The organism is Pseudomonas aeruginosa, assembly GCF_001457615.1.
Taxonomy (GTDB): domain Bacteria; phylum Pseudomonadota; class Gammaproteobacteria; order Pseudomonadales; family Pseudomonadaceae; genus Pseudomonas; species Pseudomonas aeruginosa.
In genome coordinates, this window is the sequence record NZ_LN831024.1 from 3789892 (window position 1) to 3805557 (window position 15666).

Here is a 15666-nt window from a genome sequence, read left to right on the forward strand (position 1 = left end):
TGCGTGGGGGGTACTGATGATTTCAAGCATAAATAGGAGGCCATCATGGCTGACAAAAAAGCGCAGTTGATCATCGAGGGCTCAGCCCCCGTCGAACTGCCCGTCCTATCCGGTACCATGGGTCCCGATGTAGTGGATGTACGGGGCCTCACCGCCACGGGCCACTTCACCTTCGATCCTGGCTTCATGTCGACCGCCTCCTGCGAGTCGAAGATCACCTATATCGACGGCGACAAAGGCGTCCTCCTCCATCGCGGCTACCCCATCGAGCAACTGGCAGAGAAATCCGACTACCTGGAAACCTGCTACCTGCTGCTGAACGGCGAGCTGCCCACCGCCGCGCAGAAGGAACAGTTCGTCGGCACCATCAAGAACCACACCATGGTTCACGAGCAGTTGAAGACCTTCTTCAACGGCTTCCGCCGCGACGCCCACCCGATGGCCGTGATGTGCGGCGTGATCGGCGCCCTCTCGGCCTTCTACCACGACTCCCTGGACATCAATAACCCGAAGCATCGCGAAGTCTCCGCGCATCGCCTGATCGCCAAGATGCCGACCATCGCCGCCATGGTGTACAAGTACTCCAAGGGCGAGCCGATGATGTATCCGCGTAACGACCTGAACTACGCGGAAAACTTCCTGCACATGATGTTCAACACCCCCTGCGAGACCAAGCCGATCAGCCCCGTGCTGGCCAAGGCCATGGACCGCATCTTCATTCTCCACGCCGACCACGAGCAGAACGCCTCCACCTCCACGGTGCGTCTGGCCGGCTCCTCCGGCGCCAATCCGTTCGCCTGCATCGCCTCCGGCATCGCCGCCCTGTGGGGACCGGCCCATGGCGGCGCGAACGAAGCGGTGCTGCGCATGCTCGACGAGATCGGCGACGTGTCCAACATCGACAAGTTCGTCGAGAAGGCCAAGGACAAGAACGATCCGTTCAAGCTGATGGGCTTCGGCCATCGTGTCTACAAGAACTTCGACCCGCGCGCCAAGGTCATGAAGCAGACCTGCGACGAGGTCCTCCAGGAGCTGGGCATCAACGACCCGCAACTGGAACTGGCGATGAAGCTGGAAGAAATCGCCCGCCACGACCCCTACTTCGTGGAACGCAACCTGTACCCGAACGTCGACTTCTACTCGGGGATCATCCTCAAGGCGATCGGCATTCCGACCAGCATGTTCACCGTGATCTTCGCCCTGGCGCGTACCGTCGGCTGGATCTCGCACTGGCAGGAAATGCTCTCCGGCCCCTACAAGATCGGCCGCCCGCGCCAGCTCTATACCGGCCACACCCAGCGCGACTTCACCGCCCTCAAGGATCGCGGCTGAAACCCGTCACGTCCGGCGAGAAAGGCTGCTTCGGCAGCCTTTTTTGTGCCCGCCCCTTTCCGCCGGACACAAAAAAACCGCCCCGGAGGCGGTCTTTTTGCAGGGAAGGCGCGCTCAGCGCTTCTCGGCAGCGCTACGCAGGCCCTTGAGGGTGTTCAGCGGCGCGTCGACCACGAAGCTGTTGGCCAACCAGGAAGGAATGCTGCCACCCGGCTCGGTTTCCACCTGGTAGGTCACTTCCGTCACGCCCTGCCCCTTCGGCTGCAACTTCCACTCGCCGACCAGCTTGGGCACGCGGATCTGGCCCTTTTCCTCGGGGATATAGGTCGGATCGGCCTTAAGGTGACGGATCACGGTGCCATCCGCAGTCTTCTCGGTGGTGACATGGATGACCACGTCGCGACCGGTAACTGGCCAGGGCATGTCGATCTTCGAGTAGGTCCAGGCGTCGGCGCCTTCCTGCTTCAGGAGTTTCATCTCGGCGCAGGCATGGATCCACTTGCAGGAACCCTTGACGTCCTCCTGCAGCGCCTCGATGGTCGCCACGTCGGCCTTGATGTCGGTAACGCCGCGATAAGCCTTGTACTTGGAGCCCTGGACACTGCTGAGGTAGACCTTCACGCCATCCTCGTCCTTGGCCAGCTTCCAGTCTTCGGCCAGCGCATTGCCGGCCACCCCGAACACTGCGGCAGCCAGCACGGTCATACGCAAAATGCCACGCATCGTTCCTGTTCCTCTCTTTATGGTTATTTTCGGTTCGCCGGCCGGGCGGTCGACGCCCTGCAAGCCGCGATCCTGAGCCTTCGGCGCAGGATGCGCAGCAGTATGGCGTGAGACAGCCAGACTTCCAACCCGTTCAAGCGGCAGTGATGACTTCCCACTCCGCGATCAGGGCTAGCGCCTGCTCACGGCTGTCGCCGCAGATTTCCGGATCGGCGCCGAACTGGCCGCATACGGCCGGTCGCTCCGGTCGGCCGAACAGCCCGCAGAGATGGTTTTCGTCCAGGTGCAGGCAGCGTACGCCCGCGGGCTTGCCGGCCGGCATACCCGGCAGCGGAGAGGAAATCGACGGTGCTATGCAGCAGGCGCCGCAGCCGGCTCTACATTGCATGGGAAGGATCTCGCCCGAAAGTTGGCAGAGGAGCGGCCAGGACAGCCGTCCGAAACGGGCGCAAAGAATACGGACCGGCCAGGCCGCCGCCAAGCCCGGCGGATCAGCGGCGCGTTTCCGCCTCGAGACGCGCGCTGCGAAGCTGCCACTGCTCGCGGTTGCCGGCAGCGAACAGCCAGGCCCTGGCCGACTCCGTCGCTGCCCGCCATTGCACGCGGCCCGGCTCGCGCAGGTCGAGGGATTGCGCCGCCGTCGAGTGGCCGAGGAAGGCGTTGCCAGCGGAACTCCAGTAGCCGGCGACCCCGGCCGGCAAGACCCAGGAGCGACCTTCCGCCTCGTCATCGACGATACCGGACAAGCGCTCCCCCGCTCCACGCCGCCAGGACAGGGCGACCCGGTTCAGCTCGCTGTCCGCCAGCGCGACGCGCACCTCCACGCCGCCCTGGCGCGGCTCGAACGACAGCTCGTAGGCGCTGAGCCGGCCATCGGCGCAGCGCAGGTGCCCCTTCAGGGACAAGCGTCGACCGACCAGTTCGAAGCTCTCCAGGCTCTGCTCCTGGCAGCGCAACTGCAGGCGACCGGCGCTTTCCCGCCCGGCCCCGAGAAAACCGCCCTCGCTCTCCCACAACGGCGGCCGAGCGCTACCCGCCACTGACAGGGCGAGGCTCTTGCCGCCCCAGCTCAAGCGGTATTCGCCCAGGTCGAAATCGCGCGGGATGGCAAACGCCGGCGGCACCCGCAGCTCGCTCCACAGAGCCGGCTCCCGCGACGCCTGGCTCGCCCACCAGGCGGCCGCCAGCACGACGGCCAGCCCGCTCAAGGCGAGCCCCCAGACCAGCGAGCGTTTGTGCAACCGCATACCTTTCATCCTTTTCCGAGCACCAGCCCCTACCGGTCGATGCCTGCCCACTTGGATTTATCGCCGCAGCCAATTAGGCTGCGGCGCCGTCCCAATCCCCCGGAGCCCACCCATCATGCCCGTCTGGCTGCAAACCGCCTTGTTGCTAGCCTGTTCCAACCTGTTCATGACCTTCGCCTGGTATGGTCATCTGAAGACTCTCAACAGCAAGCCCTGGATCATCGCCGCCCTGATCAGTTGGGGTATCGCGCTGTTCGAATACCTGCTGCAGGTACCGGCCAACCGCATCGGCTACACCGAACTCTCGGTCGGCCAACTGAAGATCATGCAGGAAGTCATCACCTTGGCGATCTTCGTCCCGTTCAGCGTCTACTTCATGCAGCAGCCGCTGAAACTGGACTACCTCTGGGCCGGCCTGTGCCTGCTCGGCGCGGTGTACTTCATCTTCCGCGCCTGAGCCGCGTCACGAACGCAGCCGGGCGATCAGGCTGGAGGTATCCCAACGACCGCCGCCCATCGCCTGCACTTCGGCGTAGAACTGGTCGACCAGCGCCGTGACCGGCAACTGCGCGCCGTTGCGCCGCGCCTCGGCGAGCAGGATCGACAGGTCCTTGCGCATCCAGTCCACGGCGAAGCCGAAGTCGAACTCTCCGGCCAGCATGCTCTGGTGGCGGTTTTCCAGTTGCCAGGACTGGGCCGCGCCCTTGCCGATCACCTGCATCGCCGCCTCGCCATCGAGACCGGCGCACCGGGCGAAGTGCAGCGCCTCGGCCAGGCCCTGGAGCAGTCCCGCGACGCAGATCTGGTTGACCATCTTGGTCAATTGCCCGCTACCCACGTCGCCCATTCGCCGGACCATCCGCGCATAGCTGCGCAACAGCGGTTCGGCGCGTCGATAGAAGGCCTCCTCGCCACCGACCATCACCGTCAGGGCGCCGTTGACCGCGCCTGCCTGGCCGCCGGAGACCGGCGCGTCGAGAAAGCCCAGCTCACGCTCGGCAGCCAGCAGCGACAGCTCGCGGGCGACTTCCGCCGAAGCGGTGGTGTGGTCGACGAACAGGCTGCCCGGCGCCATTCCGGCGAAGGCGCCCTGCTCGCCCAGCGCCACGGCACGCAGGTCGTCGTCGTTACCGACGCAACAGAACACCAGCTCGGCGCCAGCACAGGCCTCGCGCGGCGTATCGGCGCGCCGTCCGGCGTACTCCTCGACCCAGCGCAGCGCCTTGGCCGACGAGCGATTGTAGACACAGACGTCGTAGCCCTCTCGTTGCAGGTGCCCGGCCATCGGGTAGCCCATCGTGCCCAGGCCGAGAAATGCGACCGCAGTCATTCCGTCATCTCCTCGAAATCCGATCCCGCAGCCTAGCACAGCGGTTTGCCGAGGTCCGGAAGCCCCGCCATACTCAGCGCGGACCCTGGTATGGATAGCTCCGATGCCTCACTGGCTGGTAATCGATCTGGAGGCCACCACCGCGGAAGGCGGCTGGCCCCTGGAGGAAATGGAAATCATCGAGATCGGCGCCACCCTGGTCGCCGCCGCGGACGCCCGCGAACTGGACCACTTCCAGCGTTTCGTACGGCCGGTCAGGCGGCCGCTGCTGACCCACTTCTGCCGCGACCTCACGCATATCAGCCAGGCCAACGTCGATGGCGCAGCCCATCTCAATACGGTCTGGGAAGCCTTCGAGCGCTGGCTCGCCCAGCATCGTCCGCGACTGGCCGGCTGGGCCAGTTGGGGCGACTACGACCGCCGCCAGTTGGAGCAGGAATGGCGCCAGCACGGGCTGACCAGCCAGCTCAGCGAAGTGCCGCACGTCAATCTCAAGCAACGCTTCGGCGAAGTCCGCCAGTTGCCCCGCCCGGTCGGCCTGAACGCGGCCCTGCAACTGGCCGGGATGAGTTTCCAGGGCCAGCAGCACCGCGCCCTGGAGGATGCCCGCAATACCGCACGGCTGCTGCCGCTGGTATTGCCGGTGGAGCATTGAACGAGGCCCGCGCCGCCTAGTGACGCCTAGTGACGCCTTTCCGAGGCTTGGGCATACTGGCGGGCCTTTTCAAACCCGCCTGTTCACCCCTTCAGGAGAAGCCCATGTTCAAGGTCAACGAATACTTCGACGGCACCGTCAAATCCATCGCCTTCGACATGACCGCCGGCCCGGCCACCATCGGCGTGATGGCGGCAGGCGAATACGAGTTCGGCACCAGCCAGCTGGAGATCATGCATGTGGTCGCCGGCGCGCTGACGGTCAAGCTGCCGGGCAGTGACGAGTGGCAGGAATACGCCAGCGGCAGCCAGTTCACCGTCCCGGCGAACAGCAAGTTCCAGCTCAAGGTCGCCCAGGACACCGCCTACCTCTGCGAATATCGCTGAGCCCGGGCAGACAGGAAAACCGGCCGCAGGCCGGTTTTTTCTTGCCCGCCGTCCAGCGGCTGCGGCGGAGGAATCGAGCTGCGCTCATCCGCCGCTGGAGCGGCTTGCCCAGCCCATTCAGCCCTGCGGGAAGCGGTAGTGGCCGATGACCTGGTAGCGGAACAGCAGGTCCTCTTCCCGCACGCCGGCACCGATGTTGTGCAACACCAGCGGCCTGCCCTCCAGCCTGCGATCGGAAAGCACGCCGATATGCAGCAGGCCGTTGTCCAGGCGCCAGGCGACTATGTCTCCGGCCCGGTAGGCGGAAGCGTCGCGGCTAGGCGCCAGGGCCAGGCCCTGGCGGCTGAACCAGGTCATCAGGTTCGGTACGCGGCGGTGATCGATGTTGCGGTCGGTACCTTTCATTCCCCATTGCTGCGGGTAGGCCGCGAAGTGGCGACGCATGTCCTCGTGCACCGCCTTCTGTAGATCCAGCCCCTGTCCGCGCAGCGCACGGACCACCACGTCGGTGCAGACCCCGGTCTGCAGCGGCACGTCGCCGCCCGGATAGTCCAGTTGCCGGTAGGCCGGGTCGTAGCCCAGGGTAACGCCCACCTGGGCACGCGCCGCATCCACCAGTCGCTGCGGTTCGACCGCAGCGGCCGCCACCAGCGGCAGTCCGAGCATGGCGAGCAGCAACAGGCGGCGCAGCGCGCCGGATACGTCCTTGTCCATCCTTTTCCTCCTAAGCGCCCGCGGGCGCGTCCTGGTCCTTCGCGTATCCCAGCGGATACAGCAGTTCTTCCTTGTAGCCGGCCCAGACCCGGATGGCGTCCGGGAAGCTGTCGTCCAGCACCGGGTCGCCGCTGTCGACCAGCAACGGGCGGCCCCCGAGGGTCCCCAGCTTGCGCTTGGTGGCGACCACCCGCATGCGCTCCAGGCCGATGGCGCGCAACACCCGGGGACTGATCTGCTGGTTGCCGCGACCGATCACGTGGCCCTGGCCGCCGATGGCGGTGACCAGCAGGTACGCCGGATGACCGTCCACCAGTTCGAACAGCCGCGCCTCGTCGACGTCGCGGGCAATCACCGCGCCATTCTCCAGCACGTCGACGCCCAGCAGGGTGGTTTCCAGGCCGAGGTTGCGCGCCAGGCCATGCAAGGTCGAGCCCGGTCCGAGCACATAGCGCACGCCGTCTTCCCAGTTTTCCGCCAGCCAGTCGGCGAGGTCCACCAGCACCAGCTCCTCGGACTCCATCCCTGCCTGCTTCACGTGCTGCATGAAGTGGCCCTCCTCCGGCACTGTCATCTCGCCGTACCAACGCGCGGCGACGCGGCCGGCGCGCAGCGCCTCTTCGTCGAGGTCGCGCACTTCGCCGCTGGCCAGGCGCACCAGGCCGCCCTCGACCAGGCGCCTGGCCAATTCGCCGGCCGCGCGCGGACTGATGGCATAGACCCCGGAGTGGATCTTCACCCCGGCCGGAATGCCGAGCACCGGCTGTTGCTCGCGCACCACCCCGGCAACATCCCGTGCTGTGCCATCACCACCGGCGAACAGGATCAGGGCGACGCCGGCCTCCTGCAAACGCTCGACCGCCAACCGGGTATCCGCCGCGCTGCTGACCGCTCCCTGCCACTCGCCGAGCAGGCGATGGCGGAAGCCCATGCGCTCGAGCAACTCGCCGCCCATGGCCCCGGGAAAGGTCAGGAACTCGATCTTCTCGACCAGCGGCAACAGGCACTCCAGGGCTATCCGGGTGCGCTCCAGCGCACGTGGTTCGGCGCCTCTGGCCAGGGCCTCGGCAGCCACCCCGTCGCTGCCCTTCAAGGCGACCGGGCCACCCAGCCCGGCCAGGGGATTGACCACCAACCCCAGGCGAAACATGTCCATACTCATCCTCGGGCGAACTCCAGGACGCCCACACCGGTCGGACCACTATAACCAGAAAAACCCAGCGGTAGCCGGCAAGCTGGCACGCCGACTGCAAGATTGCTATGGTCCATGGCTTTCGCGTTGGAGCGGCACGACATCCGCCGTTTGTCACGGCGGTTTCATCTGCGCTCCCTAGACTGCCGATAAACCTGATGAGGAGACGGGCAATGAATTCGCAACACACCGATACCGCCAAGCGCCGCGTGATCCCCTTCAATACGCAGCAGCACACCGGTGGCGCCATCATCGACGCCCAGGGCCGGGAGATCCCGATCACCGAGGTGATGATCCAGCGCGCCTGCCGCGAACTGGACAGGTCCCTGGAGCAGGAACAGAAGCAGGCCTGAGCGCCCGCCAGCACGACTTCGAAGCCCGGCATCCGCCGGGCTTTTTTTCGCTTGCGCGAAGCCGCGCCCTAGCTCGGCGCCGGCAGGTCCTCGCCGACCAGGTCGAGGAAGGTCTCGACGATCCGCCGCGAACGCTGTTCGCGCAGGCACACCAGGGTCTCGGTCAGGCGTCGCTGGCAATCGACGATGGGTAGCGCATGGACCCGCGTGTCGGCGCCGAACTCCGCGGCCGACACCACCCCCACGCCGATCCCCGCCACCACCGCCTCGCGCGAGGCCTCGCGGCCCTCGACCTGGATCGCCGGACGGATCCGCAGGCCGGCGCGGCTCATCTCCTCCTCCAGGGTCTGGCGGGTCACCGAGCCCTGCTCGCGCAGCACCAGCGGCATGTCGTCGAGATCGGCGAGCCGGATCGACTCGCGCCCGGCCCACGGATGGCTGAGCGAAACGAAAGCGACGATCGGGTCGTTGCGCAGGGTCAGCGAAAGCAACCGCTCGTCGCTGACGTCCCGGCCCAACAGAGCCAGGTCGGCCTGGTAGCTGAACAGTCGCTGCAGAGACTCGTCGGTATTGCCGGTCTCCACCCGCACCGCGATGCCCGGATAGCGCTCGCAGAAACGCGCGATCTGCGGCAATACGTGCACCGGCGCATCCACCGCCAGGGTCAGGGTGCCGGTCTGCAGGGCGCTGGAGGCGGACAACAGCTCCTCCGCCTCGGCCTCGATCGCGAACAGCCGCTGGGTCACCGCGAGCAGGCGCTCGCCCAGTTCGCTCAGGCGCACCGAGCGCTTGTTACGGTGGAACAGCAGCACGCCGTAACGCTCCTCCAGCTTCCGCACCTGGTCGGAAACCGCCGGCTGGGTGAGAAACAGGCGCTCGGCGGCGCGCGTGAAGCTGCCGTACACGGCGACCGCATGGAAAGCCTTCAACTGTGCATGGGATACCGACATGGACCTTCACCATTCCAGGCAGGACAAGGGGTTCCGCGCCATGGGCGGCGCACACGGGAATGACCGTTCGGTCAACTTCCTCGACCCACGCCGCGCCAGGCTTACGGACAAACAAGTAAAACTTATATTTAAAATTTGATAAATCGATTTCATTTATTTATCCGGAATTGTTTCCATCGCTTCACCACAACGCGCCAGCGCCTCGGCAGCCAGCCCCTGCCAGGGCAGCCGCAACCCTTACCCAGGAGGTGAAGCCGACTCCAGATACCTCTGACCAGGCACCGCGACATGGCGGTGCGGAAGTGCTCATCAGAACAACAACAAGGCGTGTTCCCCTCACACCTGCCGGCACCGATAACAAGATCGAGGTCAGATCCATGAATCAACGTCCCGGGACGGCGCTGCCGTCCTCTCCCGTGTCCAGCTTCCAGCGCTGGCGCCTGCAGATATTCGCGATCACCTGGCTGGCCTACGCCGCCTTCTATTTCACCCGCAAGGCCTTTTCCGTCGCCAAGCTCGGCATCGCCGAAGATCCGGACTTCCAGTTGGACAAGATGGCGATGGCCGATCTCGACGCCATCTATCTCGCCGCCTATGCCGTCGGCCAGTTCACCTGGGGCGTGCTGGCCGACCGCTTCGGCCCGCGCATCGTGGTGTTCGGCGGCCTGCTGATCTCCGCACTGGCCGCGCTGGTCATGGGCACCTTCGCCACCCTGCCGATCTTCGCCACCTGCATGGTGGTCCAGGGACTGGCGCAGTCCACCGGCTGGTCGGGGCTGTGCAAGAACATCGGCAGTTTCTTCGCCACCCACGAACGCGGTCGGGTGCTCGGCCTGTGGAGCACCTGCTACGCCTTCGGCGGCCTGGTCGCCTCGCCGTTCGCCGGCTGGTGGGCGTACAGCGTGTTCGGTACCTGGCACGCGGCGTTCTACTCCAGCGCCGCGGTGGTCGGCGGCGTGGCCCTGCTGTTCCTGCTGTTGCAGCGCAACCGCCCGGAAGACGTCGGCCATCCTCCCGTCGAACCGCAGGCCGCGAGCGAAGCCGTGCGCTATGCCGGCTTCAGGCCGGAAGGCGGCAACGGCGGCAGCCTGCAGGTGCTCGCCAAGGTGGTGCGCAACCGCACGGTGCTCTGCCTCGGCCTGGCCTACTTCCTGCTCAAGCCGGCGCGCTACGCGATCCTCCTGTGGGGACCGGTGATCGTCTACGAACGCATGCCGGCGCTCGGCAAGGTCGGCGCGGCGATCGTTCCCACCGCCTTCGAGGTAGCCGGCCTGCTCGGCCCGATCCTGATCGGCTTCGCCTCGGACAAGCTGTTCGGCGCACGGCGCATGCCGGCCTGCGTGATCAGCCTGCTGGCGCTGACCGTCTGCCTGGCGCTGTTCGTCCCGGCGATGACCACCGGCAGCATTCCGATAGTGGTCGGCCTGCTGTTCATGATGGGACTGACCCTGTACGGCCCGGACTCGATGATCTGCGGCTCCGCCGCCATCGACTTCGGCACCAGCGAGGCCGCCGGCACCGCCTCCGGCTTCGTCAATGGCTGCGGTTCGGTGGGCGCGATCCTCGGCGGTCTGTTGCCCGGCTATTTCGACACCTACACGGTGTTCATCGGCTTCACCATCGCAGCCCTGATCGCCACCGCGGTGCTCCTCCCGCACTGGAACAGCCGGCCCGGCGGCGCACGGGAAAGCCTGCGGAATATCCCCAGCCTGGCGGACTTCCGTCCCATCCGCTCCTGACCGTCCGCGGCGGGAACCTCCGCCGCGTCCTTCTCCACGAACCGGGAACCCCCTCATGCATATCGAACGTTTCGAAGTCGTCAAGCGTCGGGCCGAGATGGCCCTGCACGGCAACACGGTCTACATCGGCGGCCAGGTCGCAGACGACCCCAGCGGTGACATCCAGGACCAGACCCGCCAGATCCTGGAGAACATCGACCGGCTGCTCCAGAGCGTCGGCAGCGACCGCGGCCAGGTGCTCTCGGTACGCATACTGCTAGCCCACCGGGAGGACTACGCCGGTCTCAACCAGGTCTGGGACCAGTGGTTTCCCGAAGGCCGGGCGCCGACCCGCGCCTGTAGCCTGGCCGAGTTGATCGACCCGCGTTGGCGGGTGGAAATGATCGTCGTCGCCGCCCGCCCGCAGTGAGAGCACAGCCATGACCTTCCGACCCTTCTGGCTGGACCAGGCCCTACGCTCCGAACATGCGGCACCCTGCCCGCCGCTGGCCGGGGATACCCGCGCCGACGTGTGCATCGTCGGCGGCGGCTACACCGGCCTGTGGACCGCCATCATGCTCAAGGAGCACGATCCCGGGCTCGACGTGGTGCTGGTCGAGGCCGATCTCTGCGGCGCCGGCGCCAGCGGCCGCAACGGCGGCTGCGCGCTGTCCTGGTCGGCCAAGTTCTTCACCCTGGAACGGCTGTTCGGACTAACCGAGGCGATCCGCCTGGTCAAGGCCTCCGAGGACAGCATCCGGGCCATCGGCGCCTTCTGCCAGCGCTACGACGTCGAGGCCGACTACCGGCTGGACGGCACCCTCTATACCGCCACCAACCCGGCCCAGGTCGGCAGCACCGACAGCGTGATCGCCGCTCTGGAGCGCCACGGCATCAACTCCTTCGCCAAGCGCCCGCTGGCCGACGTGCAGCGCCTGGCCGGCTCGCGCAGGCACCTGGAGGGCTGGTTCTCGCCGGCTGCCGCGACGGTGCAACCAGGCAAGCTGGTTCGCGGCCTGCGCCGGGTCGCCCTGCAACTGGGGGTACGCCTGTACGAAGGCACGCCGATGCGAGGACTGGAGCACGGCCGCCCGGCGGAAGTGGTCACCCCCCACGGGCGGGTCGTCGCCGGCCGCGTGGTGCTGGCGCTGAACGCCTGGATGGCGAGGGCCTTCCCGCAGTTCGAACGCAGCGTGGCGATCGTCTCCAGCGACATGCTCATCACCGAGCCACGACCGGACCTGTTGCAGGAGATCGGCCTGACCAGCGGGGTCAGCGTGCTCGACTCACGGATCTTCGTGCATTACTACCACAACACCCCGGACGGCCGGCTGATGCTCGGCAAGGGCGGCAACACCTTCGCCTACGGCGGACGCATGCTACCGGTGTTCGACCGTCCCTCGCCGTATCTCGGACAACTGCGTGGCAGCTTGCGGGAGTTCTTCCCCGAGTTCGCCGAGGTCGCCATCGAGGCCAGCTGGAACGGTCCGTCGGATCGCTCGGTGACCGGCCTGCCGTTCTTCGGCCGGCTCGACGGCCGCGACAATGTGTTCTACGGCTTCGGCTACTCCGGCAGCGGCGTCGGTCCATGCCACATGGGCGGGCAGATCCTTTCTTCGCTGGCGCTCGGCCTGGACAATCCCTGGACCCGTTCGCCGCTGACCCAGGGGCCGCTCGGCCGCTTCCCGCCGGAGCCGATCCGCTATGTCGGTTCGCTGATGGTGCGCAACGCGATCCGTCGCAAGGAGCACGCCGAAGACGCCGGCCGGCGCCCGCGTCATCTCGACGTACGCCTGGCCAGGTTCGCCGCCGCCGCGGGCAAGGCCGACAAGGGTTGAGCCGCTTTCCGGGCGTCTCTTCAGCCCATTCGGGGGCGCCCTTCTTTTTCCTTCGGTTTCGATTTCGCTCAAGCAAAGGTCGTAAAAAGCGCATTTAATTCACCCGTCAGCCTGTGCGAGGCTGTTCCAACCCCTGGCCCAGTTTTCCTTCATGCACCTACCGACGACGCGCACCCTGCCCTACCAGCCTTCCGCCAACCCGGCCGGAACGCCCGCGCGTCTACCCCGCAAGCACAGCCGCTGGCTGGAACTGGAGCCGCTCGCCCTCCCTCTCGAACTGGCCTTCTGGGCGCTCTGGCATTGCCGCCACGCGCGTCCGCCGGACGCTCGTCACGCCTGATATGCCTCCGGCCCCGCGCAACGGCGGGGCCGGCCTGCCGCTTGCATGCCGTTCCGCGACGCTGCCGTCGCCGGAGCGCCGCTGCGAGCGTCGCGACGCTACCGGACAAGACCGACAAGAGAGCCCCATGAACTTCGCCTGCGAACAAGAAGCCCAGGATTTCCTGGCCGCCAACCCCGACATCGAACTCTTCGAACTGTTCATTCTCGACGCCAACGGCGTGCCGCGCGGCAAGCTGCTGCACCGCGACGAGCTGCTGGCCGTCTACCGCAGCGGCCGGCCGCTGCCGAGCACCATCCTCGGGCTGACGATGAACGGCGAGGACGTCGAGGACTCCGGCCTGGTCTGGGACGTCGGCGACATCGACTGCCGCGCCTACCCCCTGTCCGGCAGCCTGGTGCGCCTGCCCTGGCGACAGATCCCGACGGCGGCGGTGCAGGTCAGCATGCACCCGAGCGAGGGCCTGCCCGCCAGCGTCGCCGATCCGCGGCACCTCCTGGTGCGAACCATCGACGCGCTGAAGAGCGAGGGCTATCACCCGGTGATGGCCGCCGAGCTGGAGTTCTACCTGCTCGACCGTGAGCGCGACGCCAACGGCCGCCCGCAACCGGCCCGCGACGCCGATGGCGGCCGCCCACGGGCGACCCAGGTCTACGGCCTGCGCGAACTGGAGCAGATCGAGCCGTTCCTCGCCGACCTCTATGCCGCCTGCAAGGCGCAGGGCCTGCCGGCACGCACGGCGATCTCGGAATATGCCCCGGGCCAGGTGGAAATCACCCTCGACCACGGCGACGCCCTCGCCGCCATGGACCAGGCGATCCGCTACAAGCGCCTGGTCAAGGGCATCGCGCACAAGCACGGGATGCTCGCCTGCTTCATGGCCAAGCCGTTCGACCACCTGGCCGGCACTGGCATGCACCTGCACGTCAGCCTGGCCGACGAACAAGGCCACAACCTGTTCGCCAGCGACGACCCCGCCGGCACGCCGTTGCTGCGCCAGGCGGTCGGCGGCATGCTCGCCAGCCTGCTCGACTCGCTCCTGCTGTTCTGTCCCAACGCCAACTCCTACCGGCGCTTCCAGGCCAACAGCTACGCGCCGCTGGCGCAGACCTGGGGCGTCGACAACCGCACCGTGAGCCTGCGCGTGCCGGGCGGCCCGGCCTCCAGTCGGCATATCGAGCACCGCATCTGCGGCGCCGACGCCAACCCCTACCTGGCCGCCACGGCGCTCCTCGCCGGGGTCCACCGCGGCATCCGCGAAGGCATCGATCCGGGTGCGCCGGTGGAGGGCAACGGCTACGCCCAGGCCGGCAAGCGCCTGCCCACCGACTGGCTGACCGCCCTCGATACCCTGCAAGGCTCCGAGTGGGCGCGGGAAGCCTTCGGCGAGCCGTTCCTCGGCGTCTACCTGGCGGTGAAGCGCGCGGAATACCGGCAATTCATGGGCGAGGTCGGCGAGCAGGACTGGCGCTGGTACCTGACCCAGGCCTGAGATCCCGGACCCGCCCGCATACGGCGGCGCGCCGGCAGGACGCGCCGCACTGGAACAAGGAATACCCGATGAACGCAGCAATCCATCCCCGTCCGGCCGCGGAACGCGCGCCGTCCTACTACGCCGCCACGCTCAACGAGGAAACCGACTATCCGACCCTGCTGGGCGCGGTGACGGTCGACATCGCCATCATCGGCGGCGGCTTCACCGGCGTCGCCACGGCGGTCGAACTGGCCGAGCGTGGCTACAAGGTAGCCCTGGTCGAGACCCATCGCATCGGCTGGGGCGCCAGCGGGCGCAACGGCGGCCAGGTCACCGGCAGCCTGTCCGGCGACGCGGCGATGCACAAGCAGATGCGCCAATGGCTGGGCGCCGAGGTCGAGGACTTCATCTGGCACCTGCGCTGGCGCGGCCACGAGATCATCCGCCAGCGGGTGGAGAAGTACGGCATCGCCTGCGACCTTCGCCATGGCCACCTGCACGCGGCGATGAAGGCCAGCCACATGGGCGAGCTGCAGGCCTCCTACGAGGAGGCGGTGCGCCGCGGCATGGGCGACCAGGTGGTCCTGCTGGACAAGGCCGGCGTCCAGGCCCACCTGGAGACCGAGCTGTACTGCGGCGCGCTGAAGAACACCCGCAACATGCACCTGCACCCGCTCAACCTGTGCATCGGCGAGGCCAGGGCGGCGGCCGGCCTCGGCGCGCTGATCTTCGAACATTCCGAGGTGCTGGATATCGTCCACGGCCCGCGGCCGGCGGTGATTACCCGCGAGGGAAGGATCGAGGCGCAGCAGATCCTGCTTGCCGGCGATGTCTACCACAAGCTCGAACGCAGGCAGCTCAAGGGGATGATCTTCCCGGCCATGGGCGGAATCGTTACCACCCGGCCGCTGGGCGAGCTGGCACGGGAGATCAACCCGCAGGGGCTGGCGGTCTACGATTGCCGCTTCGTCCTCGATTACTACCGCCCCACCGCCGACGGCCGCCTGCTGTTCGGTGGCGGCGCCAACTACTCGGGCCGCGACTCGCGGGACATCGCCGCCGAGCTGCGGCCATGCATCGAGCGCACCTTCCCGCGCCTGAAGGGCGTGGAGATCGAGTTCCAGTGGAGTTGCGCCATGGGCATCGTGATGAACCGGATCCCCCAGCTCGGCAAGCTCTCCGACAACGTCTGGTACTGCCAGGGCTACTCGGGGCATGGCGTGGCCACCAGCCACATCATGGGCGAGATCATGGCCAAGGCGATGAGCGGGAGCCTGGAGCAGTTCGACACCTTCGCCCGTTGCAAGCACCTCAGGGTGCCGCTGGGCGACCTCTTCGGCAATCCGATGCTGGCCGCCGGGATGTGGTACTACCAGCTCATGGAGAAGCTGCGCTGAAGCGCGAGGGATGGCGG

18 protein-coding genes are annotated in these 15666 nt (G+C 67.0%); 11 read left to right on the forward strand and 7 right to left on the reverse strand.

Features of this window, described 5'->3' with window-relative positions; translation table 11 throughout:
- Nucleotides 1-45 precede the first annotated feature (45 nt).
- Nucleotides 46-1332: a citrate synthase gene (gltA, locus tag AT700_RS17295; RefSeq protein WP_003087400.1), complete on the forward strand. Its 1287-nt coding sequence runs from the start codon at nt 46-48 to the stop codon at nt 1330-1332.
- A gap of 114 nt (nt 1333-1446) precedes the next feature.
- Here the strand turns inward: gltA and AT700_RS17300 are convergent, their stop codons facing one another.
- The 3 genes from AT700_RS17300 to AT700_RS17310 all read right to left on the reverse strand — a co-directional run bounded on the left by AT700_RS17300 (nt 1447) and on the right by AT700_RS17310 (nt 3302).
- Nucleotides 1447-2055 (reverse strand): START domain-containing protein, encoded by a 609-nt coding sequence (locus AT700_RS17300; RefSeq protein ID WP_003104390.1) that lies wholly within the window; start codon nt 2053-2055, stop codon nt 1447-1449.
- 133 nt (nt 2056-2188) lie between these two features.
- Entirely contained in the window at nt 2189-2443 is a 255-nt protein-coding gene (locus tag AT700_RS17305; protein ID WP_003087397.1) for a YkgJ family cysteine cluster protein, read from the reverse strand.
- A gap of 103 nt (nt 2444-2546) precedes the next feature.
- Entirely contained in the window at nt 2547-3302 is a 756-nt protein-coding gene (locus AT700_RS17310) for a hypothetical protein (protein ID WP_003104393.1), read from the reverse strand.
- A 115-nt stretch (nt 3303-3417) separates the two neighbouring features.
- Between AT700_RS17310 and AT700_RS17315 the strand changes: the two genes are divergently transcribed.
- Nucleotides 3418-3759 (forward strand): DMT family protein, encoded by a 342-nt coding sequence (locus AT700_RS17315; protein ID WP_003104394.1) that lies wholly within the window; start codon nt 3418-3420, stop codon nt 3757-3759.
- A 6-nt stretch (nt 3760-3765) separates the two neighbouring features.
- Here the strand turns inward: AT700_RS17315 and AT700_RS17320 are convergent, their stop codons facing one another.
- A complete protein-coding gene (locus AT700_RS17320) occupies nt 3766-4632 on the reverse strand; it encodes an NAD(P)-dependent oxidoreductase (protein WP_003104396.1) in 867 nt (288 codons plus the stop codon).
- A 103-nt stretch (nt 4633-4735) separates the two neighbouring features.
- Here AT700_RS17320 and AT700_RS17325 point away from each other — a divergent pair, with 103 nt between their 5' ends.
- Nucleotides 4736-5287 (forward strand): exonuclease domain-containing protein, encoded by a 552-nt coding sequence (locus AT700_RS17325; protein WP_003104398.1) that lies wholly within the window; start codon nt 4736-4738, stop codon nt 5285-5287.
- 104 nt (nt 5288-5391) lie between these two features.
- Nucleotides 5392-5673 (forward strand): pyrimidine/purine nucleoside phosphorylase, encoded by a 282-nt coding sequence (locus tag AT700_RS17330; protein ID WP_003087375.1) that lies wholly within the window; start codon nt 5392-5394, stop codon nt 5671-5673.
- 117 nt (nt 5674-5790) lie between these two features.
- Here the strand turns inward: AT700_RS17330 and AT700_RS17335 are convergent, their stop codons facing one another.
- On the reverse strand, nt 5791-6387 hold the full coding sequence (locus AT700_RS17335) for a DUF1287 domain-containing protein (RefSeq protein ID WP_003104401.1): 597 nt from the start codon (nt 6385-6387) through the stop codon (nt 5791-5793).
- Nucleotides 6388-6397: 10 nt separating this feature from the next.
- Nucleotides 6398-7543, reverse strand: coding sequence for an ATP-NAD kinase family protein (locus tag AT700_RS17340; RefSeq protein WP_048521157.1), 1146 nt, complete (start codon nt 7541-7543; stop codon nt 6398-6400).
- 209 nt (nt 7544-7752) lie between these two features.
- Between AT700_RS17340 and AT700_RS17345 the strand changes: the two genes are divergently transcribed.
- A complete protein-coding gene (locus AT700_RS17345) occupies nt 7753-7932 on the forward strand; it encodes a PA1571 family protein (protein ID WP_003104406.1) in 180 nt (59 codons plus the stop codon).
- Nucleotides 7933-8000: 68 nt separating this feature from the next.
- Here the strand turns inward: AT700_RS17345 and AT700_RS17350 are convergent, their stop codons facing one another.
- Nucleotides 8001-8882 (reverse strand): LysR substrate-binding domain-containing protein, encoded by an 882-nt coding sequence (locus AT700_RS17350; protein WP_003104408.1) that lies wholly within the window; start codon nt 8880-8882, stop codon nt 8001-8003.
- A 377-nt stretch (nt 8883-9259) separates the two neighbouring features.
- Here AT700_RS17350 and AT700_RS17355 point away from each other — a divergent pair, with 377 nt between their 5' ends.
- The 6 genes from AT700_RS17355 (at nt 9260) to AT700_RS17375 (ending at nt 15649) form a co-directional block, all read left to right on the forward strand.
- Complete coding sequence (locus AT700_RS17355) at nt 9260-10621, forward strand: MFS transporter (RefSeq protein ID WP_003144858.1); 1362 nt, start codon at nt 9260-9262, stop codon at nt 10619-10621.
- A 55-nt stretch (nt 10622-10676) separates the two neighbouring features.
- Nucleotides 10677-11030 (forward strand): RidA family protein, encoded by a 354-nt coding sequence (locus AT700_RS17360; RefSeq protein WP_003104412.1) that lies wholly within the window; start codon nt 10677-10679, stop codon nt 11028-11030.
- 10 nt (nt 11031-11040) lie between these two features.
- Nucleotides 11041-12438 (forward strand): FAD-dependent oxidoreductase, encoded by a 1398-nt coding sequence (locus tag AT700_RS17365; RefSeq protein WP_003114272.1) that lies wholly within the window; start codon nt 11041-11043, stop codon nt 12436-12438.
- A gap of 151 nt (nt 12439-12589) precedes the next feature.
- Nucleotides 12590-12778, forward strand: coding sequence for a hypothetical protein (locus AT700_RS29640; protein ID WP_011666714.1), 189 nt, complete (start codon nt 12590-12592; stop codon nt 12776-12778).
- A 127-nt stretch (nt 12779-12905) separates the two neighbouring features.
- Nucleotides 12906-14270, forward strand: a complete 1365-nt coding sequence (locus AT700_RS17370) for a glutamine synthetase family protein (RefSeq protein WP_048521158.1) — start codon at nt 12906-12908, stop codon at nt 14268-14270.
- A gap of 68 nt (nt 14271-14338) precedes the next feature.
- Nucleotides 14339-15649: an NAD(P)/FAD-dependent oxidoreductase gene (locus AT700_RS17375; protein WP_003106000.1), complete on the forward strand. Its 1311-nt coding sequence runs from the start codon at nt 14339-14341 to the stop codon at nt 15647-15649.
- The last annotated feature ends 17 nt before the right edge of the window (nt 15650-15666 follow it).

Coding starts and splice junctions, on each gene's coding strand:
- AT700_RS17345 (WP_003104406.1), top strand. CDS start 7,753: ATGAATTCGCAACACACCGATACCGCCAAGCGCCGCGTGATCCCCTTC.
- AT700_RS17360 (WP_003104412.1), top strand. CDS start 10,677: ATGCATATCGAACGTTTCGAAGTCGTCAAGCGTCGGGCCGAGATGGCC.
- AT700_RS17370 (WP_048521158.1), top strand. CDS start 12,906: ATGAACTTCGCCTGCGAACAAGAAGCCCAGGATTTCCTGGCCGCCAAC.
- AT700_RS17350 (WP_003104408.1), bottom strand. CDS start 8,882: ATGTCGGTATCCCATGCACAGTTGAAGGCTTTCCATGCGGTCGCCGTG.
- AT700_RS17320 (WP_003104396.1), bottom strand. CDS start 4,632: ATGACTGCGGTCGCATTTCTCGGCCTGGGCACGATGGGCTACCCGATG.
- AT700_RS17325 (WP_003104398.1), top strand. CDS start 4,736: ATGCCTCACTGGCTGGTAATCGATCTGGAGGCCACCACCGCGGAAGGC.
- AT700_RS17330 (WP_003087375.1), top strand. CDS start 5,392: ATGTTCAAGGTCAACGAATACTTCGACGGCACCGTCAAATCCATCGCC.
- AT700_RS17310 (WP_003104393.1), bottom strand. CDS start 3,302: ATGCGGTTGCACAAACGCTCGCTGGTCTGGGGGCTCGCCTTGAGCGGG.
- AT700_RS17355 (WP_003144858.1), top strand. CDS start 9,260: ATGAATCAACGTCCCGGGACGGCGCTGCCGTCCTCTCCCGTGTCCAGC.
- AT700_RS17305 (WP_003087397.1), bottom strand. CDS start 2,443: ATGCAATGTAGAGCCGGCTGCGGCGCCTGCTGCATAGCACCGTCGATT.
- AT700_RS17335 (WP_003104401.1), bottom strand. CDS start 6,387: ATGGACAAGGACGTATCCGGCGCGCTGCGCCGCCTGTTGCTGCTCGCC.
- AT700_RS17315 (WP_003104394.1), top strand. CDS start 3,418: ATGCCCGTCTGGCTGCAAACCGCCTTGTTGCTAGCCTGTTCCAACCTG.
- AT700_RS17365 (WP_003114272.1), top strand. CDS start 11,041: ATGACCTTCCGACCCTTCTGGCTGGACCAGGCCCTACGCTCCGAACAT.
- AT700_RS17375 (WP_003106000.1), top strand. CDS start 14,339: ATGAACGCAGCAATCCATCCCCGTCCGGCCGCGGAACGCGCGCCGTCC.
- AT700_RS17300 (WP_003104390.1), bottom strand. CDS start 2,055: ATGCGTGGCATTTTGCGTATGACCGTGCTGGCTGCCGCAGTGTTCGGG.
- AT700_RS29640 (WP_011666714.1), top strand. CDS start 12,590: ATGCACCTACCGACGACGCGCACCCTGCCCTACCAGCCTTCCGCCAAC.
- gltA (WP_003087400.1), top strand. CDS start 46: ATGGCTGACAAAAAAGCGCAGTTGATCATCGAGGGCTCAGCCCCCGTC.
- AT700_RS17340 (WP_048521157.1), bottom strand. CDS start 7,543: ATGGACATGTTTCGCCTGGGGTTGGTGGTCAATCCCCTGGCCGGGCTG.